Source organism: Frigoribacterium sp. CFBP 8766 (assembly GCF_014841435.1).
Classification (GTDB): domain Bacteria; phylum Actinomycetota; class Actinomycetes; order Actinomycetales; family Microbacteriaceae; genus Frigoribacterium.
In genome coordinates this window covers 364,447-385,180 of record NZ_JACYTX010000002.1, presented here as the reverse complement: position 1 = coordinate 385,180, position 20,734 = coordinate 364,447, and the positions used below count along the sequence as shown (strand labels likewise).

The 20,734-nt window shown below is 71.1% G+C and carries 16 protein-coding genes and 1 tRNA gene; 14 read left to right on the top strand and 3 right to left on the bottom strand.

Annotated elements, in window-relative coordinates:
* Positions 1 to 30 precede the first annotated feature (30 nt).
* The 9 genes from IFT90_RS07645 to IFT90_RS07605 all read left to right on the top strand — a co-directional run bounded on the left by IFT90_RS07645 (position 31) and on the right by IFT90_RS07605 (position 12,773).
* A complete protein-coding gene (locus tag IFT90_RS07645) occupies positions 31 to 279 on the top strand; it encodes a DUF6704 family protein (protein ID WP_123547220.1) in 249 nt (82 codons plus the stop codon).
* Complete coding sequence (trpC, locus tag IFT90_RS07640; protein WP_192041690.1) at positions 280 to 1,053, top strand: indole-3-glycerol phosphate synthase TrpC; 774 nt, start codon at positions 280 to 282, stop codon at positions 1,051 to 1,053. It abuts the gene before it with no gap.
* 2 nt (positions 1,054 to 1,055) lie between these two features.
* Complete coding sequence (gene trpB / locus IFT90_RS07635) at positions 1,056 to 2,264, top strand: tryptophan synthase subunit beta (RefSeq protein ID WP_192041689.1); 1,209 nt, start codon at positions 1,056 to 1,058, stop codon at positions 2,262 to 2,264.
* Positions 2,261 to 3,079: a tryptophan synthase subunit alpha gene (gene trpA, locus IFT90_RS07630; RefSeq protein ID WP_192041688.1), complete on the top strand. Its 819-nt coding sequence runs from the start codon at positions 2,261 to 2,263 to the stop codon at positions 3,077 to 3,079. Before trpB ends, trpA begins: the two co-directional genes overlap by 4 nt.
* An 89-nt stretch (positions 3,080 to 3,168) precedes the next feature.
* Complete coding sequence (gene lgt, locus IFT90_RS07625) at positions 3,169 to 4,167, top strand: prolipoprotein diacylglyceryl transferase (protein WP_371812182.1); 999 nt, start codon at positions 3,169 to 3,171, stop codon at positions 4,165 to 4,167.
* Positions 4,168 to 4,405: 238 nt separating this feature from the next.
* Complete coding sequence (gene gltB / locus IFT90_RS07620; RefSeq protein WP_192042305.1) at positions 4,406 to 8,986, top strand: glutamate synthase large subunit; 4,581 nt, start codon at positions 4,406 to 4,408, stop codon at positions 8,984 to 8,986.
* Positions 8,979 to 10,436: a glutamate synthase small subunit gene (locus IFT90_RS07615; protein WP_192041687.1), complete on the top strand. Its 1,458-nt coding sequence runs from the start codon at positions 8,979 to 8,981 to the stop codon at positions 10,434 to 10,436. The genes gltB and IFT90_RS07615 overlap by 8 nt, the downstream gene beginning before the upstream one ends.
* A 74-nt stretch (positions 10,437 to 10,510) precedes the next feature.
* Positions 10,511 to 11,959, top strand: coding sequence for a pyruvate kinase (gene pyk, locus IFT90_RS07610; protein ID WP_192041686.1), 1,449 nt, complete (start codon positions 10,511 to 10,513; stop codon positions 11,957 to 11,959).
* 196 nt (positions 11,960 to 12,155) lie between these two features.
* On the top strand, positions 12,156 to 12,773 hold the full coding sequence (locus tag IFT90_RS07605) for a hypothetical protein (RefSeq protein ID WP_192041685.1): 618 nt from the start codon (positions 12,156 to 12,158) through the stop codon (positions 12,771 to 12,773).
* A gap of 173 nt (positions 12,774 to 12,946) precedes the next feature.
* Here the strand turns inward: IFT90_RS07605 and IFT90_RS07600 are convergent, their stop codons facing one another.
* Together IFT90_RS07600 and IFT90_RS07595 are read right to left on the bottom strand one after the other, a co-directional pair.
* Positions 12,947 to 13,150: a cold-shock protein gene (locus IFT90_RS07600; RefSeq protein WP_055797427.1), complete on the bottom strand. Its 204-nt coding sequence runs from the start codon at positions 13,148 to 13,150 to the stop codon at positions 12,947 to 12,949.
* 298 nt (positions 13,151 to 13,448) lie between these two features.
* Positions 13,449 to 13,531: transfer RNA gene (locus IFT90_RS07595), tRNA-Leu, on the bottom strand.
* Positions 13,532 to 13,570: 39 nt separating this feature from the next.
* Here IFT90_RS07595 and IFT90_RS07590 point away from each other — a divergent pair.
* Entirely contained in the window at positions 13,571 to 14,176 is a 606-nt protein-coding gene (locus tag IFT90_RS07590) for an ANTAR domain-containing response regulator (protein ID WP_146900783.1), read from the top strand.
* 99 nt (positions 14,177 to 14,275) lie between these two features.
* Here the strand turns inward: IFT90_RS07590 and IFT90_RS07585 are convergent, their stop codons facing one another.
* Entirely contained in the window at positions 14,276 to 14,752 is a 477-nt protein-coding gene (locus tag IFT90_RS07585; RefSeq protein WP_192041684.1) for a PaaI family thioesterase, read from the bottom strand.
* A gap of 44 nt (positions 14,753 to 14,796) precedes the next feature.
* Between IFT90_RS07585 and polA the strand changes: the two genes are divergently transcribed.
* The 4 genes from polA (at position 14,797) to IFT90_RS07565 (ending at position 20,700) form a co-directional block, all read left to right on the top strand.
* Positions 14,797 to 17,469 (top strand): DNA polymerase I, encoded by a 2,673-nt coding sequence (gene polA, locus IFT90_RS07580; RefSeq protein WP_192041683.1) that lies wholly within the window; start codon positions 14,797 to 14,799, stop codon positions 17,467 to 17,469.
* A 261-nt stretch (positions 17,470 to 17,730) separates the two neighbouring features.
* On the top strand, positions 17,731 to 18,492 hold the full coding sequence (locus tag IFT90_RS07575; protein WP_123545849.1) for a DeoR/GlpR family DNA-binding transcription regulator: 762 nt from the start codon (positions 17,731 to 17,733) through the stop codon (positions 18,490 to 18,492).
* An 8-nt stretch (positions 18,493 to 18,500) separates the two neighbouring features.
* Positions 18,501 to 19,511: a 1-phosphofructokinase family hexose kinase gene (locus IFT90_RS07570; protein ID WP_371812181.1), complete on the top strand. Its 1,011-nt coding sequence runs from the start codon at positions 18,501 to 18,503 to the stop codon at positions 19,509 to 19,511.
* A 22-nt stretch (positions 19,512 to 19,533) separates the two neighbouring features.
* On the top strand, positions 19,534 to 20,700 hold the full coding sequence (locus IFT90_RS07565) for a PTS mannitol transporter subunit IICB (protein WP_146900796.1): 1,167 nt from the start codon (positions 19,534 to 19,536) through the stop codon (positions 20,698 to 20,700).
* Positions 20,701 to 20,734: the final 34 nt, after the last annotated feature.

Sequence of the window (20,734 nt, the reverse complement as noted above, 5' to 3'; positions counted from 1 at the left end):
ACTGATCCGAGGAGCACCGTGAGCCAGCAGATGACGAAAGCCGCCGAGACCGAGACCGCCGACGACCTCGGCCACGGGAACTCCCCGGCGGCCTGGACGGCCGTCGTGATCATGCTGGTCGCCTTCTCGATCGGCACGGTCGCCTTCTTCTTCGCCGTCGTCTGGGTCGTCTGGGCCTCGGCCGCGCTGCTGCTCGTCGGTCTCGTCGTCGGCCTCGTGCTCAAGCGCGCCGGCTACGGCGTCGGCGGCCACCGCTACGTGCCGAAGGCGCACAACTAGGTGCTCGACGACCTGTACGCGGGCGCTCTGGCCGACGCCGACGCCCGCCGCGAGTCCCTGCCCTTCGCCGCTGTCGAGGTCGCCGCGCTCGACCGCGCCCCCGCGCTCGACGCCCGGGCCGCCCTGGCTCCTGCCGCGGGCGTGAAGATCATCGCCGAGGTGAAGCGCGCGAGCCCGTCGCGGGGCGACCTGCACGCGATCCCGGATCCCGCCTCCCTGGCCCTGTCGTACGCGACCGGGGGAGCGAGCGCGATCAGCGTCCTCACCGAGGGCCGCAAGTTCAAGGGCAGCCTGGCCGACCTGGAGGCCGTCCGCGCCGTCGTCGACGTGCCCGTGCTCCGCAAGGACTTCATCGCCGACCCGTACCAGGTGTTCGAGGCCCGCGCCGCGGGCGCCGACCTGGTCCTGCTCATCGTGGCCGGGCTCGAGCAGGCCCGCCTGGTCGAGCTGCACGACCTCGTGCGCGAGCTCGGCATGACCGCCCTCGTCGAGACGCACTCGGCCGACGAGGTCGCTCGCGGCCTCGACGCCGGGGCCGAGGTGCTGGGCGTCAACGCGCGCGACCTCTCGACCTTCGAGCTCGACCCCGACCTGTTCGGCCGCCTGGCCGACTCGATCCCCGCCGGCGTCACCCGCGTCGCCGAGTCCGCCGTCATGTCGCCCGCCGACGTGGCGCACTACCGTCGCGCCGGCGCCGACGTCGTGCTCGTGGGCGAGGCCCTCGTCACGCACGGCGACCCCGTCGACGCGCTCACCCGCTTCCTGGAGGTCTGACCGTGGCACTGCGAGACGAGACCGGGCCGTACTTCGGCTCCTTCGGCGGGCGCTTCGTCCCCGAGTCGCTGGTCGCGGCGCTGGACGAGCTCGACGCCGCCTACAAGGCCGCCGCCGTCGACCACGAGTTCCAGGCCGAGCTGGCCGCGCTGCACGCGACCTACACCGGTCGCCCGTCGATCGTGACCGAGGTGCCGCGCTTCGCCGAGCACGCCGGGGGAGCGCGCATCCTCCTCAAGCGCGAAGACCTCAACCACACGGGCTCGCACAAGATCAACAACGTTCTCGGCCAGGCGCTCCTCGCCCGCAAGCTCGGCAAGACCCGCCTCATCGCGGAGACCGGGGCGGGCCAGCACGGCGTCGCCACGGCGACCGCCGCCGCCCTCTTCGGCATGTCCTGCGTCGTCTACATGGGCCAGGTCGACACCGAGCGCCAGGCGCTGAACGTCGCCCGGATGCGCCTGCTCGGGGCCGAGGTCGTCTCGGTCACGACGGGCTCGCGCACCTTGAAGGACGCGATCAACGACGCCATGCGCGACTGGGTCGCCAGCGTCGACAGCACGCACTACGTGCTCGGCACGGTGGCGGGCCCGCACCCGTTCCCCGCCATGGTGCGCGACTTCCACAAGATCATCGGCGAGGAGGCCCGCGAGCAGGTGCTCGCCCTCACCGGCCGGCTGCCCGACGCCGTCACGGCGTGCGTCGGCGGCGGCTCCAACGCCATGGGCATCTTCCACGCCTTCCTCGACGACCCCTCGGTCGAGCTCTGGGGCTACGAGGCGGGCGGCGACGGCGTCGAGACGGGGCGCCACGCGGCCTCGATCACGCTCGGCCGCATCGGCAACCTCCAGGGCACGAAGTCGTACCTGATGCAGGACGAGGACGGCCAGACCCTCGAGAGCCACTCCATCTCGGCCGGCCTCGACTACCCGAGCGTCGGGCCGGAGCACGCCTGGCTCGCCGAGAGCGGTCGCGCCCACTACGAGCCCGTCACCGACGCCGAGGCCATGGCCGCCTTCAAGCTGCTCACGCAGACCGAGGGCATCCTGCCCGCCATCGAGACGGCACACGCCCTCGCCGGCACCATCAAGCTCGGCCAGCGCCACCCCGACTGGACGATCCTCGTGTCGATGAGCGGCCGAGGCGACAAGGACGTGGCGACCGCGAGCCGCTACTTCGGGGTCCTCGACGAGGAGGCGCAGCAGCTGTGACCGACACCACCTCCGCCCCGCAGGCGGGCAGCAAGGTCGCGACGGCCATCCGTGCCCGCCGCGACGCGGGCACCGGCGCCCTGATCGGCTACCTGCCCGTCGGCTTCCCCGACCTCGCCACGAGCATCGAGGCCGCCGTCACCCTCGCCGAGAACGGCGTCGACGTCATCGAGCTGGGCCTGCCCTACTCCGATCCCGTCATGGACGGGCCCGTGATCCAGGCGGCGACGCAGCGGGCACTGGCCGAGGGCTTCCGGGTCCGCGACGTGTTCACGGCCGTCCGCGAGATCACGTCGCGCACCGCCGCCCCGGTCGTCGTCATGACCTACTGGAACCCGGTCGAGCAGTACGGCGTCCGGCGCTTCGCCGACGACCTGGCCGCGGCCGGGGGAGCAGGGCTCATCACGCCCGACCTCATCCCCGACGAGGCAGCCGCCTGGCTCGAGGCCTCCGAGGCCACGGGCCTCGACCGCGTGTTCCTCGCCGCTCCGTCCTCGAGCGACGACCGCCTCCGCCAGTCCGTCGATCGGAGCCGCGGCTTCGTCTACACGGTCTCGACGATGGGCATCACCGGCACACGGACCGACGTCGACTCCGCGGCCCACACGCTCGTCGACCGGCTGCGCGCCGCGGGCGTCGAGCACGCCTGCGTCGGCCTCGGCATCTCGACCGCGCAGCAGGTCCGCGAGGTGCTCGAGTACGCCGACGGGGCCATCGTCGGCTCCGCGTTCGTCCGGGCCCTCGCCGACGGCGGGCTGCCCCGCCTCGCCGAGGTCGCCGCCGACCTGTCGTCCGGCGCCGCCGTCCGTCGCTGACGTCCGACGCCGAGGACGGCCCGCGCTAGAGTCGTCCTCGCGTCGGCCCGCCGTCGTCCCGTTAGTCCCCCCTGAAAGGCGCCCCGAACGTGTTCGTTCCCCTGAGCATCCCGAGCCCCTCCGTCGACTGGCAGTACTTCGACCTGACGAGCTGGATCAACTCGACGTTCGGCGCCGCCCTGCCCGGGTCCCTCCGCATCCACGCGTACGCGATCTGCATCCTCGTGGGCATCGTCGCGGCCGTGCTCCTCACCAACAAGCGGCTGACCGACCGGGGCGCCGAGCGCTGGGTCGTCATCGACGTCGCGATCTTCGCCGTGCCGCTGGGCATCGTCGGCGGTCGGTTCTTCCACGTCGTCACGCACCCCGCCGACTACTTCGCCGGTCAGGAGTGGTGGCGCGCCCTCGCCGTGTGGGAGGGCGGGCTCGCGATCTACGGCGCCCTGCTCTTCGGCGCCCTGGGCGTCTGGCTGGGCTGCCGCGCCTCCGGACTGCGCTTCTCCGTCTTCGCCGACGCCCTCGCCCCCGGGCTTCTCGTCGCCCAGGCCTTCGGACGTCTCGGCAACTGGTTCAACCACGAGCTCTTCGGCCTGCCGACCGACCTCCCGTGGGGCCTCGAGATCGAGTCGACCAACCCCGCCTACCCGGTGGGCCTGCCCGAGGGCACGCTGTTCCACCCGACCTTCCTCTACGAGATCATCTGGATGTTGGCCGGCGTCGCCGTCCTCCTGCTGATCGAGCGCAAGACCGCGATGCAGTGGGGCCGCGCCCTGGCGTTCTACCTGATCTGGTACGGGATCGGCCGCTCGGTCTTCGAGTCCATCCGGACCGACCCGAGCCTCCTGTTCTTCGGCATCCGCACCAACGTCTGGATGTCCTTCGCCGCCATCGTCCTCGGCGTCGCCATCTGGGCCGTCGCGAACCGTCGCCACACCGGGCTGCTCCCCGGCCCGTACGTGCCCGGCCGAGCGCCGTCGGATCGTGCGGCTGAGGTAGACTCGCGCGACACGTACACGGAGGACGACGAACCCGAGTTGGTCACCGTGGCATCATCGGACGACAACACCGAGACCACGCCACGCTCCTGAGTCCGACAGGCACCGTCGACACCGACGACACGACCTGCTCCCTCAGGGACACCCTCCGCGACGAGCACCGCCTCACGGCTGCCACAAGCAGCCTCGGGAAGTCACGCTGCGCCGCACCCGGGCCCGCCACCACCGCCCGGACAGCACCTGCCGACGACGGCCGCCTCCGCGGCGTCGTCTCGACGACGGGCCGACGACGTCCCGACCCCCATCGGATCTCCCCGTGAGGACGGATCACATGGCGCTCACGCCAGTTCACCAGCAGTTCAGCACCGTTCCCGCTGCTGCGGGCCTGTACGACCCGCGCAACGAGAAGGACGCCTGTGGCCTCGCCATGGTCGCCACCCTCCGCGGGACCCCGGGCCACGACATCGTCGACGCCGCGCTCGGCGCCCTCCGCAACCTCGAGCACCGCGGCGCCATCGGCTCCGACGCGGGCACGGGCGACGGGGCAGGCATCCTCTGCCAGGTCCCCGACGCCTTCCTCCGCGCCGTCGTCGACTTCGAGCTGCCCGAGGCCGGGCAGTACGCCGTGGGCATCGCGTTCCTGCCCACCGACGAGCAGGAGCGGGCCGAGCTGAAGACCGGCGTCGAGCGGATCGCGAACCTCGAGCAGCTCGACGTGCTCGGCTGGCGCGAGGTGCCCGTGCGCCCCGACGAGCTCGGGACGCTGGCCCGCGGCGCGATGCCGGCCTTCGAGCAGCTCTTCGTCCGCAGCCGTCGTCACGGGGCCGACGGCGAGCTCCTCTCGGGCGTGGCGCTCGACCGCCAGGCCTACCGTCTGCGCAAGCGCGCCGAGTCCAAGCTCGGCGCGTACTTCACGTCGCTCGGCAGCCGCACCATGGTCTACAAGGGCATGGTCACGACGCTGCAGCTCGAGCCCTTCTACCCCGACCTCAGCGACGAGCGCTTCGCCTCGAAGCTGGCCGTCGTGCACTCCCGTTACTCCACCAACACGTTCCCGTCCTGGCCGCTCGCGCAGCCGTTCCGGATGATCGCGCACAACGGCGAGATCAACACCGTCCGGGGCAACCGCAACTGGATGCGGGCGCGCCAGTCGCAGCTCGAGTCCGAGCTCCTCGGCGACCTCAAGCCGCTGCTGCCGGTGGTCAGCCCGGGAGCCAGCGACTCCGCGTCGTTCGACGAGGTGGTCGAGCTGCTGAGCCTCACCGGTCGCTCCCTGCCGCACGCCATCATGATGATGGTCCCCGAGGCGTGGGAGAACCAGGTCGACATCGACCCGACCCTGCGCGACTTCTACGAGTACCACTCGATGCTCATGGAGGCGTGGGACGGCCCCGCCGCCATCACCTTCACCGACGGCAGCCTCGTGGGCGCCACCCTCGACCGCAACGGCCTGCGCCCCGGCCGCTACCTGGTCACCGACGACGGCCTCGTCGTGCTCGCCAGCGAGATCGGCGTGCTGCCCGACATCGACCCCGCGAAGATCGTCCGCAAGGGCCGGCTCCGCCCCGGCAAGATGTTCCTCGTCGACACCGAGGCAGGTCGCCTGATCGAGGACGACGAGATCAAGCGCGACCTCGCGGCCTCCGAGCCCTTCGGCGAGTGGCTCGCCGAAGGGCGCATCCGCCTCTCCGAGCTGCCCGAGCGCGAGCACATCGTGCACACGCCGGCCTCCGTCATCCGTCGCCAGCGCACCTTCGGCTACACCGAAGAAGAGGTGCGCATCCTGCTCACGCCGATGGCGAAGACCGGGGCAGAGCCCCTCGGCGCCATGGGCAGCGACACGCCGATCGCCGTGCTGTCCGAGCGTCCGCGCCTCCTCTTCGACTACTTCACCCAGCAGTTCGCCCAGGTGACCAACCCGCCGCTCGACTCGATCCGCGAGCAGGTCGTCACGTCGCTCTCGCTCGGTCTCGGCCCGGAGCGCAACCTGCTCTCGGCCACGCCGGAGCACGCCCGACAGGTCGTGCTCGACTTCCCCGTCATCGACAACGACGAGCTCGCGAAGATCCAGCACATCGACCCCAGCCCCGGGTCGCGCGTCACCTCGACGATCCGCGGCCTGTACCGGGCCGACAAGGGGCCGCGCGCGCTCGAGAAGCGCATCGCGGCCATGTGCAACGAGGTCGACGACGCCATCGAGGCCGGGGCCGAGTTCATCGTGCTCTCCGACCGCGACTCGAACCAGGACTTCGCGCCCGTCCCGTCCCTCCTCATGCTCGCCGCGGTCCACCACCACCTGATCCGCACCGAGAAGCGCATGTCGGTCGGCCTGATCGTCGAGGCCGGCGACGTCCGCGAGGTGCACCACGTCGCCACCCTCATCGGCTACGGCGCCTCGGCGATCAACCCGTACCTCGCCATGGAGACCTGCGAGAACCTCGTCCGGTCGGGCATGATCACCGGCATCTCGCCGGAGGACGCCGTCCACAACCTGATCAAGGCGCTCGGCAAGGGCGTGCTCAAGATCATGTCCAAGATGGGCATCTCGACCGTGTCGAGCTACGCCGCCGCCCAGGCCTTCGAGGCCGTCGGCCTCAGCCAGGAGTTCGTCGACACCTACTTCACCGGCACGTCGAGCGTGCTCGGCGGGGTGGGCATCGACGTCGTCGCGGCCGAGAACAAGCAGCGCCACACCAGCGCGTACCCGACCGACGGGTCCGTCGTGGCGCACGAGCGCCTCGCGACCGGGGGCGAGTACCAGTGGCGCCGCGAGGGCCCGCGGCACCTGTTCAACCCCGACACCGTCTTCCGCCTGCAGCACGCCACGCGCACGCGCCGGTACGACATCTTCCGCGAGTACACGAAGCTCGTCGACGACCAGTCGGAGGACCTGATGACCCTCCGCGGGCTCTTCTCGTTCCGGCAGGGCCTCCGCGAGCCGGTGCCCCTCGACGAGGTCGAGCCGATCGAGTCGATCGTGAAGCGGTTCTCGACCGGCGCGATGAGCTACGGCTCCATCTCGAAGGAAGCACACGAGACCCTCGCGATCGCCATGAACCGCCTGGGCGGCAAGTCCAACACGGGCGAGGGCGGCGAGGACGTCGACCGACTGCTCGACCCCGAGCGCCGCAGTGCGGTCAAGCAGGTCGCGTCGGGTCGGTTCGGCGTGACGAGCATGTACCTCACGCACGCCACCGACATCCAGCTCAAGATGGCACAGGGCGCCAAGCCCGGCGAGGGCGGACAGCTGCCCCCGACGAAGGTCTACCCGTGGGTGGCACGCACCCGCCACGCGACGCCCGGCGTCGGCCTGATCAGCCCGCCGCCGCACCACGACATCTACTCGATCGAAGACCTCAAGCAGCTCATCTTCGACGTCAAGCGCGCCAACCCGACGGCCCGGGTGCACGTCAAGCTCGTGAGCCAGTCGGGCATCGGCGCGGTCGCCGCGGGCGTGACGAAGGCCCTCGCCGACGTGGTCCTCGTCTCGGGCCACGACGGCGGCACGGGCGCCAGCCCCCTGAACTCGCTCAAGCACGCCGGCACCCCGTGGGAGATCGGCCTCGCCGAGACCCAGCAGACGCTGATGCTCAACGGCATGCGCGACCGCGTCGTGGTGCAGGTCGACGGCCAGATGAAGACGGGCCGCGACGTCGTGATCGCCGCGCTGCTCGGCGGCGAGGAGTTCGGCTTCGCGACCGCGCCGCTGATCGTCGAGGGCTGCATCATGATGCGGGTCTGCCACCTCGACACCTGCCCCGTGGGCGTCGCGACGCAGAACCCCGAGCTCCGGGCGCGGTTCTCGGGCAAGCCCGAGTTCGTCGTCAACTTCTTCGAGTTCCTGGCCCAGGAGGTGCGTGAGATCCTCGCCTCCCTCGGCTTCCGCAGCCTCGACGAGGCGGTCGGACGCACCGACGCCCTCGACGTCGACCGTGCGCTCGACCACTGGAAGGCCTCCGGGCTCGACCTGTCGCCCGTGCTGGTCGGACCGCACTTCGACGAGGACGAGCCCCGCCGCAACCACCGGCAGCAGGACCACGAGCTCGAGTCGCACTTCGACGTCGAGCTCATCGCCCGCAGCTCCGACGTGCTCGAGAACGGCGGCCGGGTCGCGATCTCGCTGCCCATCCGCAACACCGAGCGTGCTGTCGGGACGATGCTCGGCCACGAGGTGACCGTCCGCCACGGCGAGCACGGCCTCCCCGAGGGCAGCATCGACGTCACCCTCACCGGGTCCGCCGGGCAGTCGCTCGGCGCGTTCCTCCCGGCCGGCATCACGCTCCGCCTCGAGGGCGACAGCAACGACTACGTCGGCAAGGGCCTCTCCGGCGGAACGGTCGTCGTGCGCCCGTCGCGGGAGAGCACCTTCGTGGCCGAGGAGAACGTCATCGCCGGCAACGTGATCGGCTACGGCGCGACCCAGGGCAGCCTGTTCATCCGCGGCATCGTGGGCGAGCGGTTCCTGGTGCGGAACTCGGGCGCCAGCGCGGTCGTCGAGGGCGTGGGCGACCACGCGCTCGAGTACATGACCGGCGGGCTCGCCGTCATCCTCGGCGACACGGGACGCAACCTCGGCGCCGGCATGTCCGGGGGGACGGCCTACGTGCACCGGCTCCGCAGCGAGCGGGTGAACGCCGAGTCCCTCGCGTCCGGCGAGCTCGAGCTGCACCCTCTCGGCAGCGCCGACGTCGAGATCCTCTCCGACCTCCTGTCGCGGCACCTCGCCGAGACGGGCTCGCCCGTCGCCGAGCGCCTGCTCGCCGACGTCGACGCCGCGGCGTCCGAGTTCGTCAAGGTCCTGCCGCGTGACTACGCCGCCGTCCTCGCCACCCGGCAGACGGCCGTCGACGAGGGTCTCGACCCCGATGGCGACGAAGCCTGGAAGCGAATCCTGGAGGTGACCGGTGGCTGATCCGAAGGGGTTCCTCAAGACCCAGAAGCGCGAGCTCCCGAAGCGTCGTCCCGTGTCCGTGCGGTTGATGGACTACAGGGAGGTGTACGAGCAGCAGGAGAGCGGCGAGCTCCGCCGACAGGCGGGCCGCTGCATGGACTGCGGCGTGCCGTTCTGCCACCAGGGCTGCCCCCTCGGCAACCTCATCCCCGAGTGGAACGACCTCATGTGGCGCGGCGAGGGCCGTCAGGCCAGCGAGCGGCTGCACGCGACCAACAACTTCCCCGAGTTCACGGGCCGCCTGTGCCCGGCGCCCTGCGAGGCGTCGTGCGTCCTGGGGATCAACCAGCCGCCGGTGACCATCAAGCAGGTCGAGGTCAGCATCATCGACCAGGCCTTCCAGCAGGGCTGGGTCACGCCTCACCCGCCCGAGCGCCTGACGGGCAAGACCGTCGCCGTCGTCGGGTCCGGCCCGGCCGGCCTCGCCGCGGCACAGCAGCTGACGCGGGCGGGGCACACCGTCGCGGTCTACGAGCGCGACGACCGCATCGGCGGCCTCCTCCGCTACGGCATCCCCGACTTCAAGATGGAGAAGAAGCAGATCGAGCAGCGGCTCGCGCAGATGCGCGCCGAGGGCACGCGCTTCCGCGCCGGCGTCGAGATCGGCCGCGACATCGCCTGGGACGACCTCCGGGCGCGCTACGACGCCGTCGTGGTCGCCACGGGCTCCACCGTCCCGCGCGACCTCGACATCCCGGGCCGCGACCTCTCCGGCGTCCACTTCGCCATGGAGTACCTGGTGCAGCAGAACCGCACCGGTGCCGGCGACCGGGTCGACGACCAGATCACGGCCGAGGGCAAGCACGTCGTCGTCCTGGGCGGCGGCGACACCGGTGCCGACTGCATCGGCACGGCGCACCGTCAGGGCGCCCTGTCCGTGACGAACCTCGCCATCGGCCAGCAGCCCCCGGAGGAGCGGGCCGAGTCCCAGCCCTGGCCCACCTTCCCGACCCTGTTCGAGGTCGCGAGCGCGCACGAGGAGGGCGGCGAGCGGATGTACCTCGCCTCCACCGTCGAGTTCCTCCGCAACGAGGTCGGCGAGGTCCGTGCCGTCCGCGTCGCCGAGACCGAGTACCTCGACGGTCGTCGCGTTCCCAAGGCCGGCACCGAGCGCGAGATCCCCGCGGACCTCGTCCTCCTGGCCCTCGGCTTCACCGGCCCGGAGCGCGACGCCATCGAGCAGCAGCTGCGCGTTCCGTTCGACTCCCGGGGAAACCTCGACCGCGGCGGCGACTACCAGACGTCCGAGCCCGGCGTGTTCGTGACGGGCGACGCCGGCCGCGGCCAGTCGCTCATCGTCTGGGCGATCGCCGAGGGCCGAGCGGCGGCCTCGGCCGTGGACGCCTGGCTCGAGGGCGAGACGATCCTGCCGTTCCCGGTGAAGCCCACGGATCGCGCCATTTCGGTCTGACCCGGCTCGAGTCGGGAATAGGCTGGTGGAACGGGTCCTCAGCCGTCCCACCCCCTACCTACAGTAAGGAACACATGAGACGCGCAAAGATCGTCGCCACCCTCGGGCCGGCGACGTCGAGCTACGACGACATCCGGGCCATCATCGACGCCGGCGTCGACGTGGCCAGGATGAACCTCAGCCACGGCAGCTACGACGTGCACGAGTCCGTCTACGCCAACGTGCGCCAGGCCGCGGCGGACGCCGAGCGTCCCGTGGCCGTGCTCGTCGACCTGCAGGGCCCGAAGATCCGCCTCGGCAAGTTCTCCGACGGTCCGCACGACCTCGCGGTCGGCGACGTCTTCAAGATCACGACCGACGACATCCTCGGCACGAAGGATATCTGCGGCACGACCTTCAAGGGCCTGCCCGGCGACGTCGCCGTGGGCGACCCTCTGCTGATCGACGACGGTCGCGTGAAGCTGCGCGTGCTCGAGACCGATGGGACGACCGTGACGACCGAGGTCGTCGTGGCGGGCACGGTCTCGAACAACAAGGGCATCAACCTGCCCGGCGTCGCCGTGAGCGTCCCCGCCCTGTCCGAGAAGGACGAGGCGGACCTCCGCTGGGGCCTGGCCCTGGGCGCAGACTTCATCGCGCTCTCGTTCGTCCGCGACGCCGACGACGTCACCCGCGTGCACGAGATCATGGCCGAGGAGGGGCGTCGTCTGCCCGTCATCGCCAAGATCGAGAAGCCGCAGGCCGTCGACAACCTCGAGGCGATCATCGACGCGTTCGACGGCATCATGGTCGCCCGCGGCGACCTCGGCGTCGAGCTGCCGCTCGAGGCGGTCCCCATCGTCCAGAAGCACGCCGTCGAGCTGTCCCGCCGCATGGCCAAGCCGGTCATCGTCGCGACGCAGATGCTCGAGTCGATGATCTCCAGCCCGATCCCGACGCGCGCCGAGACGTCCGACGTGGCGAACGCCGTCCTCGACGGTGCCGACGCGGTCATGCTCAGCGGCGAGACGAGCGTGGGCGAGTACCCCGTCGTCACGGTGCAGACCATGGCCCGCATCGTCGCCTCCACCGAAGAACACGGCCTCGAGCGCATCCCCCCGCTCGGCACGAAGCCGCGCACCCAGGGCGGCGCCATCACCCTGGCGGCGGCCGACGTGGCCGAGTTCGTCCAGGCGCGCTACCTCTGCGTGTTCACGGAGTCGGGCGACTCCGTGCGTCGCATGTCGCGCCTCCGCCACTCGATCCCGATCCTGGCCTTCACGCCCAACGAGGCGACGCGTCGCCGCATGGCGCTCAGCTGGGGGGTCCAGTCCTTCCTCGTCGAGAACGTGACCCACACGGACGCCATGTTCGAGCAGGTCGACGACATCCTCCTGGGCAACGCGCTCGCCCTCTCGGGCGAGAAGGTCATCGTCATCGCCGGGTCCCCTCCCGGCATCGCGGGGTCGACGAACGACCTCCGCGTGCACCGCGTGGGCGACGCGCACGGCGAGGCCGCACCGGCCTACGCCAGCACGAACTAGCGGCGACAGCAGCACGACCCCGGCACGGCCGGGTCGCCTCCCCGGAGGCGGCCCGGCCGTCGTCGTTCGCGGACCCGCTCCTGCCGAGACCCGCAGGACCCGCGCTCGCCCTCTCGCGCGAGGCGGGGTGCGCGCGGGTCCGCCGGGTCCGCGAGGTCGGCCGCCCGCCCTCAGACTGCGGGCGTAGCCTCCCGGCATGTCCGTCGGCCCCTCGCACCCTCGTTGCTTCGTCGTCGGAGGCGCCCTGTGGGTCGTGCCGAGCGGCACCGGCCACGACGTCGCCACGACTCGGCGCAGCCGTGCGGGCACCGGGGCCGCCGACGGCGCCCGGCCCGCCCTCGTGGACGCCTGGACGTCGACCGGGGGAGTGACCGGGGGCTTCTTCATGGGGACCGTGGCGGGTGCCGTCTGGCACGTCGAGGGCCTCGGCGACCTCGCGGCGTTCGTCCTCTCGGGTGCCCTCGTCGGCGCCGTGCTCGCCGTGGGCACGAAACGGCTCTTCGCGGACTTCAGCGACCCCCGGCCGGACGTCGCACGACCGGACGGGCCGGACCGCGACCTGCCGGCCGTGCGTGTGCCGTGGGACGTCGCGAACGCGGCCCCGGACGACGCCGACGGTGACGAGCTCGCGCTGTGGTCCCTGCGCGCGGAGCGCTGGCGCCTCGCCCGGGCAGCCAGGGAGGCACGCGAGCTCCGTGTCGACCCCGACGTCGACGGCGGAGGCGCGGAGGCGGAGGCGGAGTACCGGGAAGCCGCGGCGGACTACGAACCGGTGGCGCGCCTCCTGGGGCTGCCGTTGCCGCTGCCCCTCTAGTCGACCTCGACCGGACGCAGCCGCACGGCGAGCTCGCGGCGCCGACGCGTCGGCGGCTCCGCCGGGGGCCGCTGTGGGCATGAGAGAAGCCCCGACCTGCCGGAGCAGATCGGGGCTTCAGTGTCGGGGACGATCAGATCGTCTCCCGTCGGCGTCTCGAGGACGCCGCCGAGTCAGATGACGCGGATGTTCTCGGCCTGGAGGCCCTTGTTGCCCTGAGCCGTGTCGAACTCGACCTTCTGGTTCTCCTCCAGGTTGCGGTAGCCGTCGCCGGCGATCGCGGAGAAGTGCGCGAAGACGTCAGTGGATCCGTCGTCGGGGGTGATGAAGCCGAAGCCCTTTTCGGAGTTGAACCACTTAACGGTACCTGTTGCCATTTTTCTTGTTCCTTCAATCAGAGTTGTCGATCTCGATTTCGAGATCGCTCGTCGCGGTGCCTTTTTGTCCGCTCCCTCTGAGAACGACGCCCCCTGGCCGCGATCCCGAGGAATCTCGACCTGGCACGTCGCGAGATACAAATGCGTAACACAACAACCAGTTCCACCAGCGTAGTGCACGAGCGGCCCGGGTCAACCGTTTCGACGCAGGAAGTCGAGATCGTCTCGATCTCGCGACCTGCGGACGGGCGCTCGCACCGCCCGCACGGCGCGGGGCAGGTGGGGGAGTCGTCGACCGTGCCGGATGTGGGACTCGAACCCACACGCCCTCTCGGACAGAGCATTTTGAGTGCCCCGCGTCTGCCATTCCGCCAATCCGGCTCACGACGACCGAGGCGAGAATACCGTAGGCTCTGCTTCGTGAGTGACCAGGAAGCAACACCAGCAGCACCCCGTCGCGTCGTCGTCGCAGAGGATGAGTCCCTCATCCGCCTCGACATCGTCGAGATCCTCCGCGACAACGGATTCGAGGTGGTGGGCGAGGCCGGAGACGGCGAGACCGCTGTCGCCCTCGCGACCGAGCTGCGACCCGACCTCGTCATCATGGACGTCAAGATGCCGAAGCTCGACGGCATCTCCGCGGCCGAGACGCTGAGCAAGAACCACATCGCCCCCGTCGTGCTCTTGACGGCGTTCAGCCAGAAAGAGCTCGTCGAGCGGGCCAGCGAGGCCGGCGCCCTGGCCTACGTGGTCAAGCCCTTCACGCCCAACGACCTCCTCCCCGCGATCGAGATCGCCCTCTCGCGCTACACGCAGATCATCACTCTCGAGGCCGAGGTCGCCGACCTGGTCGAGCGCTTCGAGACCCGCAAGCTCGTCGACCGGGCCAAGGGCCTGCTCAACGAGAAGATGGGCCTCACCGAGCCGGAGGCGTTCCGCTGGATCCAGAAGGCGTCGATGGATCGTCGCCTCACGATGCACGACGTCGCCCAGGCGATCATCGAGCAGCTGAGCGTCAAGAAGTAGCGAGCCCGTTCGCGACGAGAGGCCCGTCCCCGGTGGGGGCGGGCCTCTCGTCATGCGGGCACGTCCTCGGAACCGGCCGTGAGGCGCCGGCCGAGGAAGTCAGCCGCGGGCGTCCGTCAGGTAGTTCGTGATGCGGACCGTCGACAACAGGCGTCCGTCGTCGTCCGTCATGACGACCTGGTGCGTCGCGAGGGTGCGGCCGAGGTGGACCGCGGTGCAGGTGCCCGTCACCCACCCGGTCGTGGCCGACCTGCTGTGGCTGGCGTTCAGCTCGATCCCCATGGCGAGCCGCCCCGCCCCCGCGTGGACGTTCGCCGCCACGGAGCCGAGGGTCTCCGCCAGGACCACGTGCGCCCCGCCGTGCAGGATGCCGACCGGCTGGGTGTTGCCCTCGACGGGCATCCGGCCGACCGCGCGCTCCGCGCTCATCTCGAGGATCTCGATGCCCATCTTCTCGGCGAGGGCGCCGACGCCTCGGCGCCCGAAGAGCTCGACCGCGTCGTCGCTGAGGGCGGCGTCGGGACGCACGGTCCGCTCGGCGTCGTTGGACGAGGAGGAGGTGGTCGCGTCGGTCATGGTGCTCCGGATCCGCTGTCGGGGGCGCCCGCTAGGCTGACGGGGTGTCGGACGAAACGAAGCCTACCCTCCTGGTCATCGACGGCCATTCCCTCGCGTTCCGGGCGTTCTACGCCCTGCCCGTCGACAGTTTCGTGAACCGGGAGGGTCAGCACACGAACGCGATCCACGGGTTCATCTCGATGCTGCTCAGCCTCCTGAAGAACGAGAAGCCGACCCATCTCGCAGTCGCCTTCGACATCTCGAGGTTCTCGTTCCGCACGCGTGAGTACCCCGAATACAAGGGCACGCGCTCCGAGACGCCGGTCGAGTTCGTGGGGCAGATCCCCCTCCTGCAGGAGGCGCTGCACGCCATGGGCATCACCACCATCACGAAAGAGGACTTCGAGGCCGACGACATCCTCGCGACCCTCGCCGTGCGGGGTCGCGACGACGGCTACCGCGTCCTCGTCGTCTCCGGCGACCGCGACGCCATCCAGATGGTCAACGACGACGTGACCCTGCTCTACCCCTCGGCGCGCGGCGTCAGCGAGCTCACCCGCTACGACCGCGACAAGGTGTTCGAGCGCTACGGCATCGAACCGCACCAGTACCCCGAGATCGCGGCCCTCGTCGGCGAGACGAGCGACAACCTGATCGGCATCGACAAGGTCGGCGAGAAGACCGCCGTCAAGTGGATCACCCAGTTCGGCAGCCTCGACGAGGTCATCGCCCACGCCGACGACATCAAGGGCGTCGTGGGCGGCAACCTCCGTGAGCAGAAAGAGCGCGCGATCCGCAACCGGCGGCTCAACCGCCTCGTGACCGACGTCGAGCTGCCCGTGGCGCCCGGCGACCTCGAGCGCCGCGCCGTCGACGCCGAGGCCGTCCGCGAGCTCTTCGACAAGCTCCAGTTCCGCACCCTCCTCGAGCGGGTGCTCACCCTCGCCGACGCGAGCGGCGCCGCGCCCGACGCCTCGGGTGAGGGGGCCGTCGTGGCGGCCCCGGCGGGCCTGCCCGTCGTCCGCACCCTGATCGACGAGGAACTCGCGTTCTGGTTGAAGAAGCACGCGTCCGACCCGGCGTCGCCGGTCGGGCTCAGCGTCGAGTACGGCGCCGAGGGCGTCGTGGGGCTCGGCATCTCGTCGCACGACGAGTCCGCCTACGTGCCGTGGGCCACGGGCCGCGGCGACTACGTCGCACTCGAGGCCTGGCTCGACGCGGACTCGCCGAAGGTGCTGCACGACGCCAAGCGTGCCTACAAGGCCCTGTCCAAGGCGGGTCTCGCGCTCACCGGCATCGCCGGCGACACGCGGGTCGCGGCGTGGCTGCTCAGGCCGGGCCGCACCTCCTTCGCCCTGACCGACCTCGTCTACGAGCAGCTCGGCGAGACCCTCCCGGTCGCGGACCCGAACCAGCTCGTCCCGGCCGACGAGCAGGTGAGCGTCGCGACGGAGGCCTGGTACACGCTCCGGCTCGCCGAGTCGTTCCACGAGTCCCTCGACGAGGGCTCCCGCACCGTCCTCACCGACCTCGAGCTGCCCCTGGTCCCCGTGCTCGGCGACATGGAGCTCACGGGCGTCGCGGCCGACCACCCGGTCCTGGCCGAGCTCTCCACGCGCCTCGGCGAGACGGCGGCAGGTCTCGCCACGGACGCGTTCGCCGAGATCGGCCGCGAGGTCAACCTCGGCTCGCCGAAGCAGCTGCAGGAGGTCCTCTTCGAGCAGCTCGAGATGCCCAAGACCCGCGCGACCAAGACCGGGTACTCCACCGACGCCGCGTCCCTCGCCGACCTGCAGGAGAAGCACCCGCACCCGTTCCTCGGTCTGTTGCTGCAGCACCGCGACGCCACCAAGCTCCGTCAGATCATCGACACGCTCGACAAGTCGATCGCCGACGACGGCCGCATCCACACGACCTACGACCAGACCGGCACCACCACCGGTCGCATCTCGTCCGTCGACCCGAACCTCCAGAACATCCCGGTCAAGGCCGCGGTCGGTCGCGAGATCCGCGCGGCCTTCGTCCACGGCCCCGAGTACGAGACGCTCCTCACGGCCGACTACTCGCAGATCGAGATGCGCATCATGGCCCACCTCTCCGGTGACGCCGGCCTGATCGAGGCCTTCAACGCCGGAGAAGACCTGCACCGCTTCGTCGGCGCCCGCATCTTCGGCGTCGAGCCGGCCGACGTCAGCCCGGCGATGCGGACCAAGGTCAAGGCGATGTCGTACGGACTGGCCTACGGGCTCAGCGCGTTCGGCCTGTCGAAGCAGCTGCGCATCGAGAGCTCCGAGGCGAAGCAGCTGATGACCGACTACTTCGAGCGCTTCGGCGCGGTGAGGGAGTACCTGCGCAACGTCGTGGAGAAGGCACGCGAGGACGGCTACACCGAGACGATCTTCGGTCGCCGGCGCCCCTTCGCCGACCTCAAGTCGCCCAACCGGGTGCTGCGCGAGAACGCCGAGCGCGCTGCGCTGAACGCGCCCATCCAGGGCTCGGCGGCCGACATCATGAAGAGGGCCATGCTCGGCGTCCGCAGCGAACTCGACGAGCGCGAGATGGCCAGCCGTGTGCTGCTGCAGGTCCACGACGAGATGATCGTCGAGGTCGCGCCGGGCGAGGTCGACGACGTCCGCGACATCGTCAGCCGTCGCATGAGCGGGGCCGCCGAACTCCGCGTGCCGCTCGACGTCAGCGTGGGCCTCGGCAGCAGCTGGGACGCTGCGGCTCACTAGCGGCAGATCAGCGACGCACCAGGGCCGGCACCGGACCGTCACGTCGACGATGTCGGGGGTCGCGACGTCGCTCTCGTCCCCCGAAACGGGCACAAGCGGGGGCGACACGCGCGTCTGACTTGACCAGGGGACGCGAACGGACTTATATAAACCCGGAACAACATCTGTTCCTGCTCTGCCTGCCCCAGCTGTCCACCCCCGCTCTCCCCGCTCGGCCTCACCGCCCCGCGAGCCGCACGACTGACGACGGAGTCTCCGCGCATGTACGCTCCCGAGCGCCACCAGCAGATCCTGGACTCGGCGCGCACGCGCGGCCGCGTCGAGGTCGCCGGTCTGGCCCGCGAGCTGTCCGTGACGCCGGAGACCGTGCGCCGCGACCTGACCGCGCTCGAGCGGCGCGGGGTCCTGCGGCGCGTGCACGGCGGGGCCATCGCCGTCGAGCGCCTCGGCATCGAGCCGCACGTCGCCGACCGTGAGGGCTCGGCTGCCGGCGAGAAGGAGCGCATCGCCCGCGCAGCCCTCGACGAGCTGCCTGACGGCGGGTCGATCATCGTCGACGCCGGCACGACGACCGTCCGGTTCGCCGAGCTGCTGCCGACGGACCGCGAGCTCACCGTCGTGACGCACTCGCTGCCCGTCGCGAACGTGCTCGTCGCCCGGCCCAACGTGACCCTCCACCTCCTGGGCGGAGTCGTCCGCGGCCGCACCCTCGCCGCGGTGGGGGAGTGGACCCGGACGCAGATCGCCGAGGTGTTCGCCGACGTGGCCTTCATGGGCACGAACGGCCTCTCGGCCGAGCGGGGCCTCACCACGCCCGACCTCGCCGAGGCGCGGGTGAAGAAGGCCCTGATGGCGGCCTCCCGGCGCACGGTCATCCTCACCGACCACTCGAAGTTCGGCCGGGAGGACTTCGCCCGCGTGGCTCCGCTCTCCGAGGTCGACACGGTCATCACCGACACGGGCGTCGACGCCGACCTCGCCGACGACGTCGAGCGCTCCGGCCCCCGGGTGGTGATCGTGTGATCGTCACCGTGACCCTCAACCCGAGCCTCGACCGCACCGTCGAGGTCGGTCGTCTCGACCGCGGCGACGTCGTCCGAACCGGCGCACCGCTCCTCGAGCCGGCGGGCAAGGGCGTCAACGTCGCCCGCGCCCTGACCGCCCACGGGGTGCACAGCGTGGCCGTGCTCCCGGTCGGCGGCCGCGAGGGCGCCGAGCTGAGCGCCCTGCTCGACGCAGCTGGCGTGAGCGCACGGTACGTGCCCGTCTCGGGTCGCACCCGGTCCAACCTGACCGTCGCCGAGCCCGGCGGCACGGTGACCAAGCTGAACGAGCCCGGTCTCGCCCTGAGCCACGACGACCTGACCGCGATCACGGCCGTCGTCCGGGCGACGGCGGAGGACGCCACCTGGATCGTCGTGTCCGGCAGCCTGCCGCCCGAGATCAGCACGGCGACGTTCGCCCGCTTCGTCGACGACGTGCGCCGGACCGGCGCCAAGCTCGCCGTCGACACGAGCGGCGACGCCCTGTCCGCGGCGGTCGAGGCCCGGCCCGACCTGCTGAAGCCGAACCTCGCCGAGCTCGCCGAGCTCGCCGGCCGCACGCTCGACACGCTGGGCGACGTCGTGGCGGCCGCCGAGGCCGTCCGCGCCTCCGGCGTCGGCACCGTGCTCGTCAGCCTCGGGGCGGAGGGCGCCGTCCTCGTCGGCCCCGACGGCGTCGTCGTCGGCACGTCCCACGTCGCCGTCCCGCGCAGCACCGTCGGCGCGGGCGACAGCTTCCTCGCGGGGTACCTCGCGAGCGAGACCGCAGGAGGCGCCCCCCGCGACGCCCTCCTCGCCGCCCTGACCTGGGGTGCCGCCGCCACGAGGCTGCCCGGCACCGCGGTCCCGGCGCCCTCCGACCTCGACGCCTCCGAGGCGTCGCTCCTGGCGCAGCCCGACCTGACGAGCCCGCTCGTCGGGGACGCGGCCGCCGCCTCCTCGATCCCCACCCGACGCACCACGTCCCTGCCCACCACCCTCACCGAGACTCACCACTGAGTACGAAGGAGTACCGCCCCTCATGTCCGAATTCACCCCCACGGTCACCGGAACGGGAGTCCGCGCGCGCGTCCAGCGCTTCGGCGGCTTCCTGGCCGGCATGGTCATGCCGAACATCGGCGCGTTCATCGCCTGGGGCCTCATCACGGCCCTCTTCATCCCCACGGGCTGGACGCCCAACGAGACCGTCGCGTCGCTGGTCGACCCGATCATCCTGTACCTGCTCCCGATCCTGATCGCGTACACCGGTGGCCGCATGGTCCACGGGCAGCGCGGCGCCGTCATCGCCTCGATCGCCGTGATGGGCGTCATCGTGGCGACCGACAAGCCGCAGTTCCTCGGCGCGATGATCGTCGGCCCGCTGGCTGCGCTGCTGCTCAAGCAGTTCGACCGCGCGCTCGACGGCCGCATCAAGTCCGGTTTCGAGATGCTCGTCAACAACTTCTCGCTCGGCATCTTCGGCGGGGCCATGGCGATCGGCGCCTACTTCGGCATCGCGCCGCTCACCTCGGGCCTGACCACGGTCCTCGGCAACGGGGTCGACTTCCTCGTCGAGCGCGGCCTGCTGCCGCTGGCGTCCCTGCTGATCGAGCCGGCGAAGATCCTGTTCCTCAACAACGCCATCAACCAGGGCGTGCTCACGCCCCTCGGGATCGACCAGGCTGCCGAGTCCGGCAAGTCCATCCTGTTCATGCTCGAGTCGAACCCCGGCCCGGGCCTCGGCATCCTGCTCGCGTTCCTCTTCTTCGGACCGCGCGCCATCCGTCCGTCGGCACCGGCTGCGATCATCGTGCAGTTCTTCGGCGGCATCCACGAGATCTACTTCCCGTACGTGCTGATGAAGCCGATCCTCCTGATCGGCGCCGTGCTCGGCGGTGCGACCGGAGTCGGCTTCTTCCTCCTGACGGGCGTCGGCCTGGTCGCCAGCCCCTCGCCCGGCAGCATCATCGCCTACGCCCTCGTCGCCGCCCCCGGTGACTTCCCGGTGATCCTGGTCGGCATCCTGCTGTCCGCCGCCGTCTCGTTCGTGGTCTGCTCGTTCCTCATGGGCTTCGGCCGCAAGGAGAAGCGCGAGGCCGCCGCCGAGGACGACGCCGCCCAGGCGCAGGCACTCGCCGACGCCCAGGCCGCCACGGCCGCCAACAAGGCGACCAGCAAGGGCACGGCCGCGCCCTCAGCGTCCAACTGATTGACTCGGGGGGTCGGCTCCGGCCGGCCCCCCA

What these genes read in the sequence shown, in the direction of transcription:
- IFT90_RS07605 (WP_192041685.1), top strand. Translation starts at nt 12,156, where the DNA reads ATGTCCGTCGGCCCCTCGCACCCTCGTTGCTTCGTCGTCGGAGGCGCC.
- IFT90_RS07575 (WP_123545849.1), top strand. Translation starts at nt 17,731, where the DNA reads ATGTACGCTCCCGAGCGCCACCAGCAGATCCTGGACTCGGCGCGCACG.
- IFT90_RS07600 (WP_055797427.1), bottom strand. Translation starts at nt 13,150, where the DNA reads ATGGCAACAGGTACCGTTAAGTGGTTCAACTCCGAAAAGGGCTTCGGC.
- IFT90_RS07585 (WP_192041684.1), bottom strand. Translation starts at nt 14,752, where the DNA reads ATGACCGACGCGACCACCTCCTCCTCGTCCAACGACGCCGAGCGGACC.
- pyk (WP_192041686.1), top strand. Translation starts at nt 10,511, where the DNA reads ATGAGACGCGCAAAGATCGTCGCCACCCTCGGGCCGGCGACGTCGAGC.
- IFT90_RS07565 (WP_146900796.1), top strand. Translation starts at nt 19,534, where the DNA reads ATGTCCGAATTCACCCCCACGGTCACCGGAACGGGAGTCCGCGCGCGC.
- gltB (WP_192042305.1), top strand. Translation starts at nt 4,406, where the DNA reads ATGGCGCTCACGCCAGTTCACCAGCAGTTCAGCACCGTTCCCGCTGCT.
- IFT90_RS07645 (WP_123547220.1), top strand. Translation starts at nt 31, where the DNA reads ATGACGAAAGCCGCCGAGACCGAGACCGCCGACGACCTCGGCCACGGG.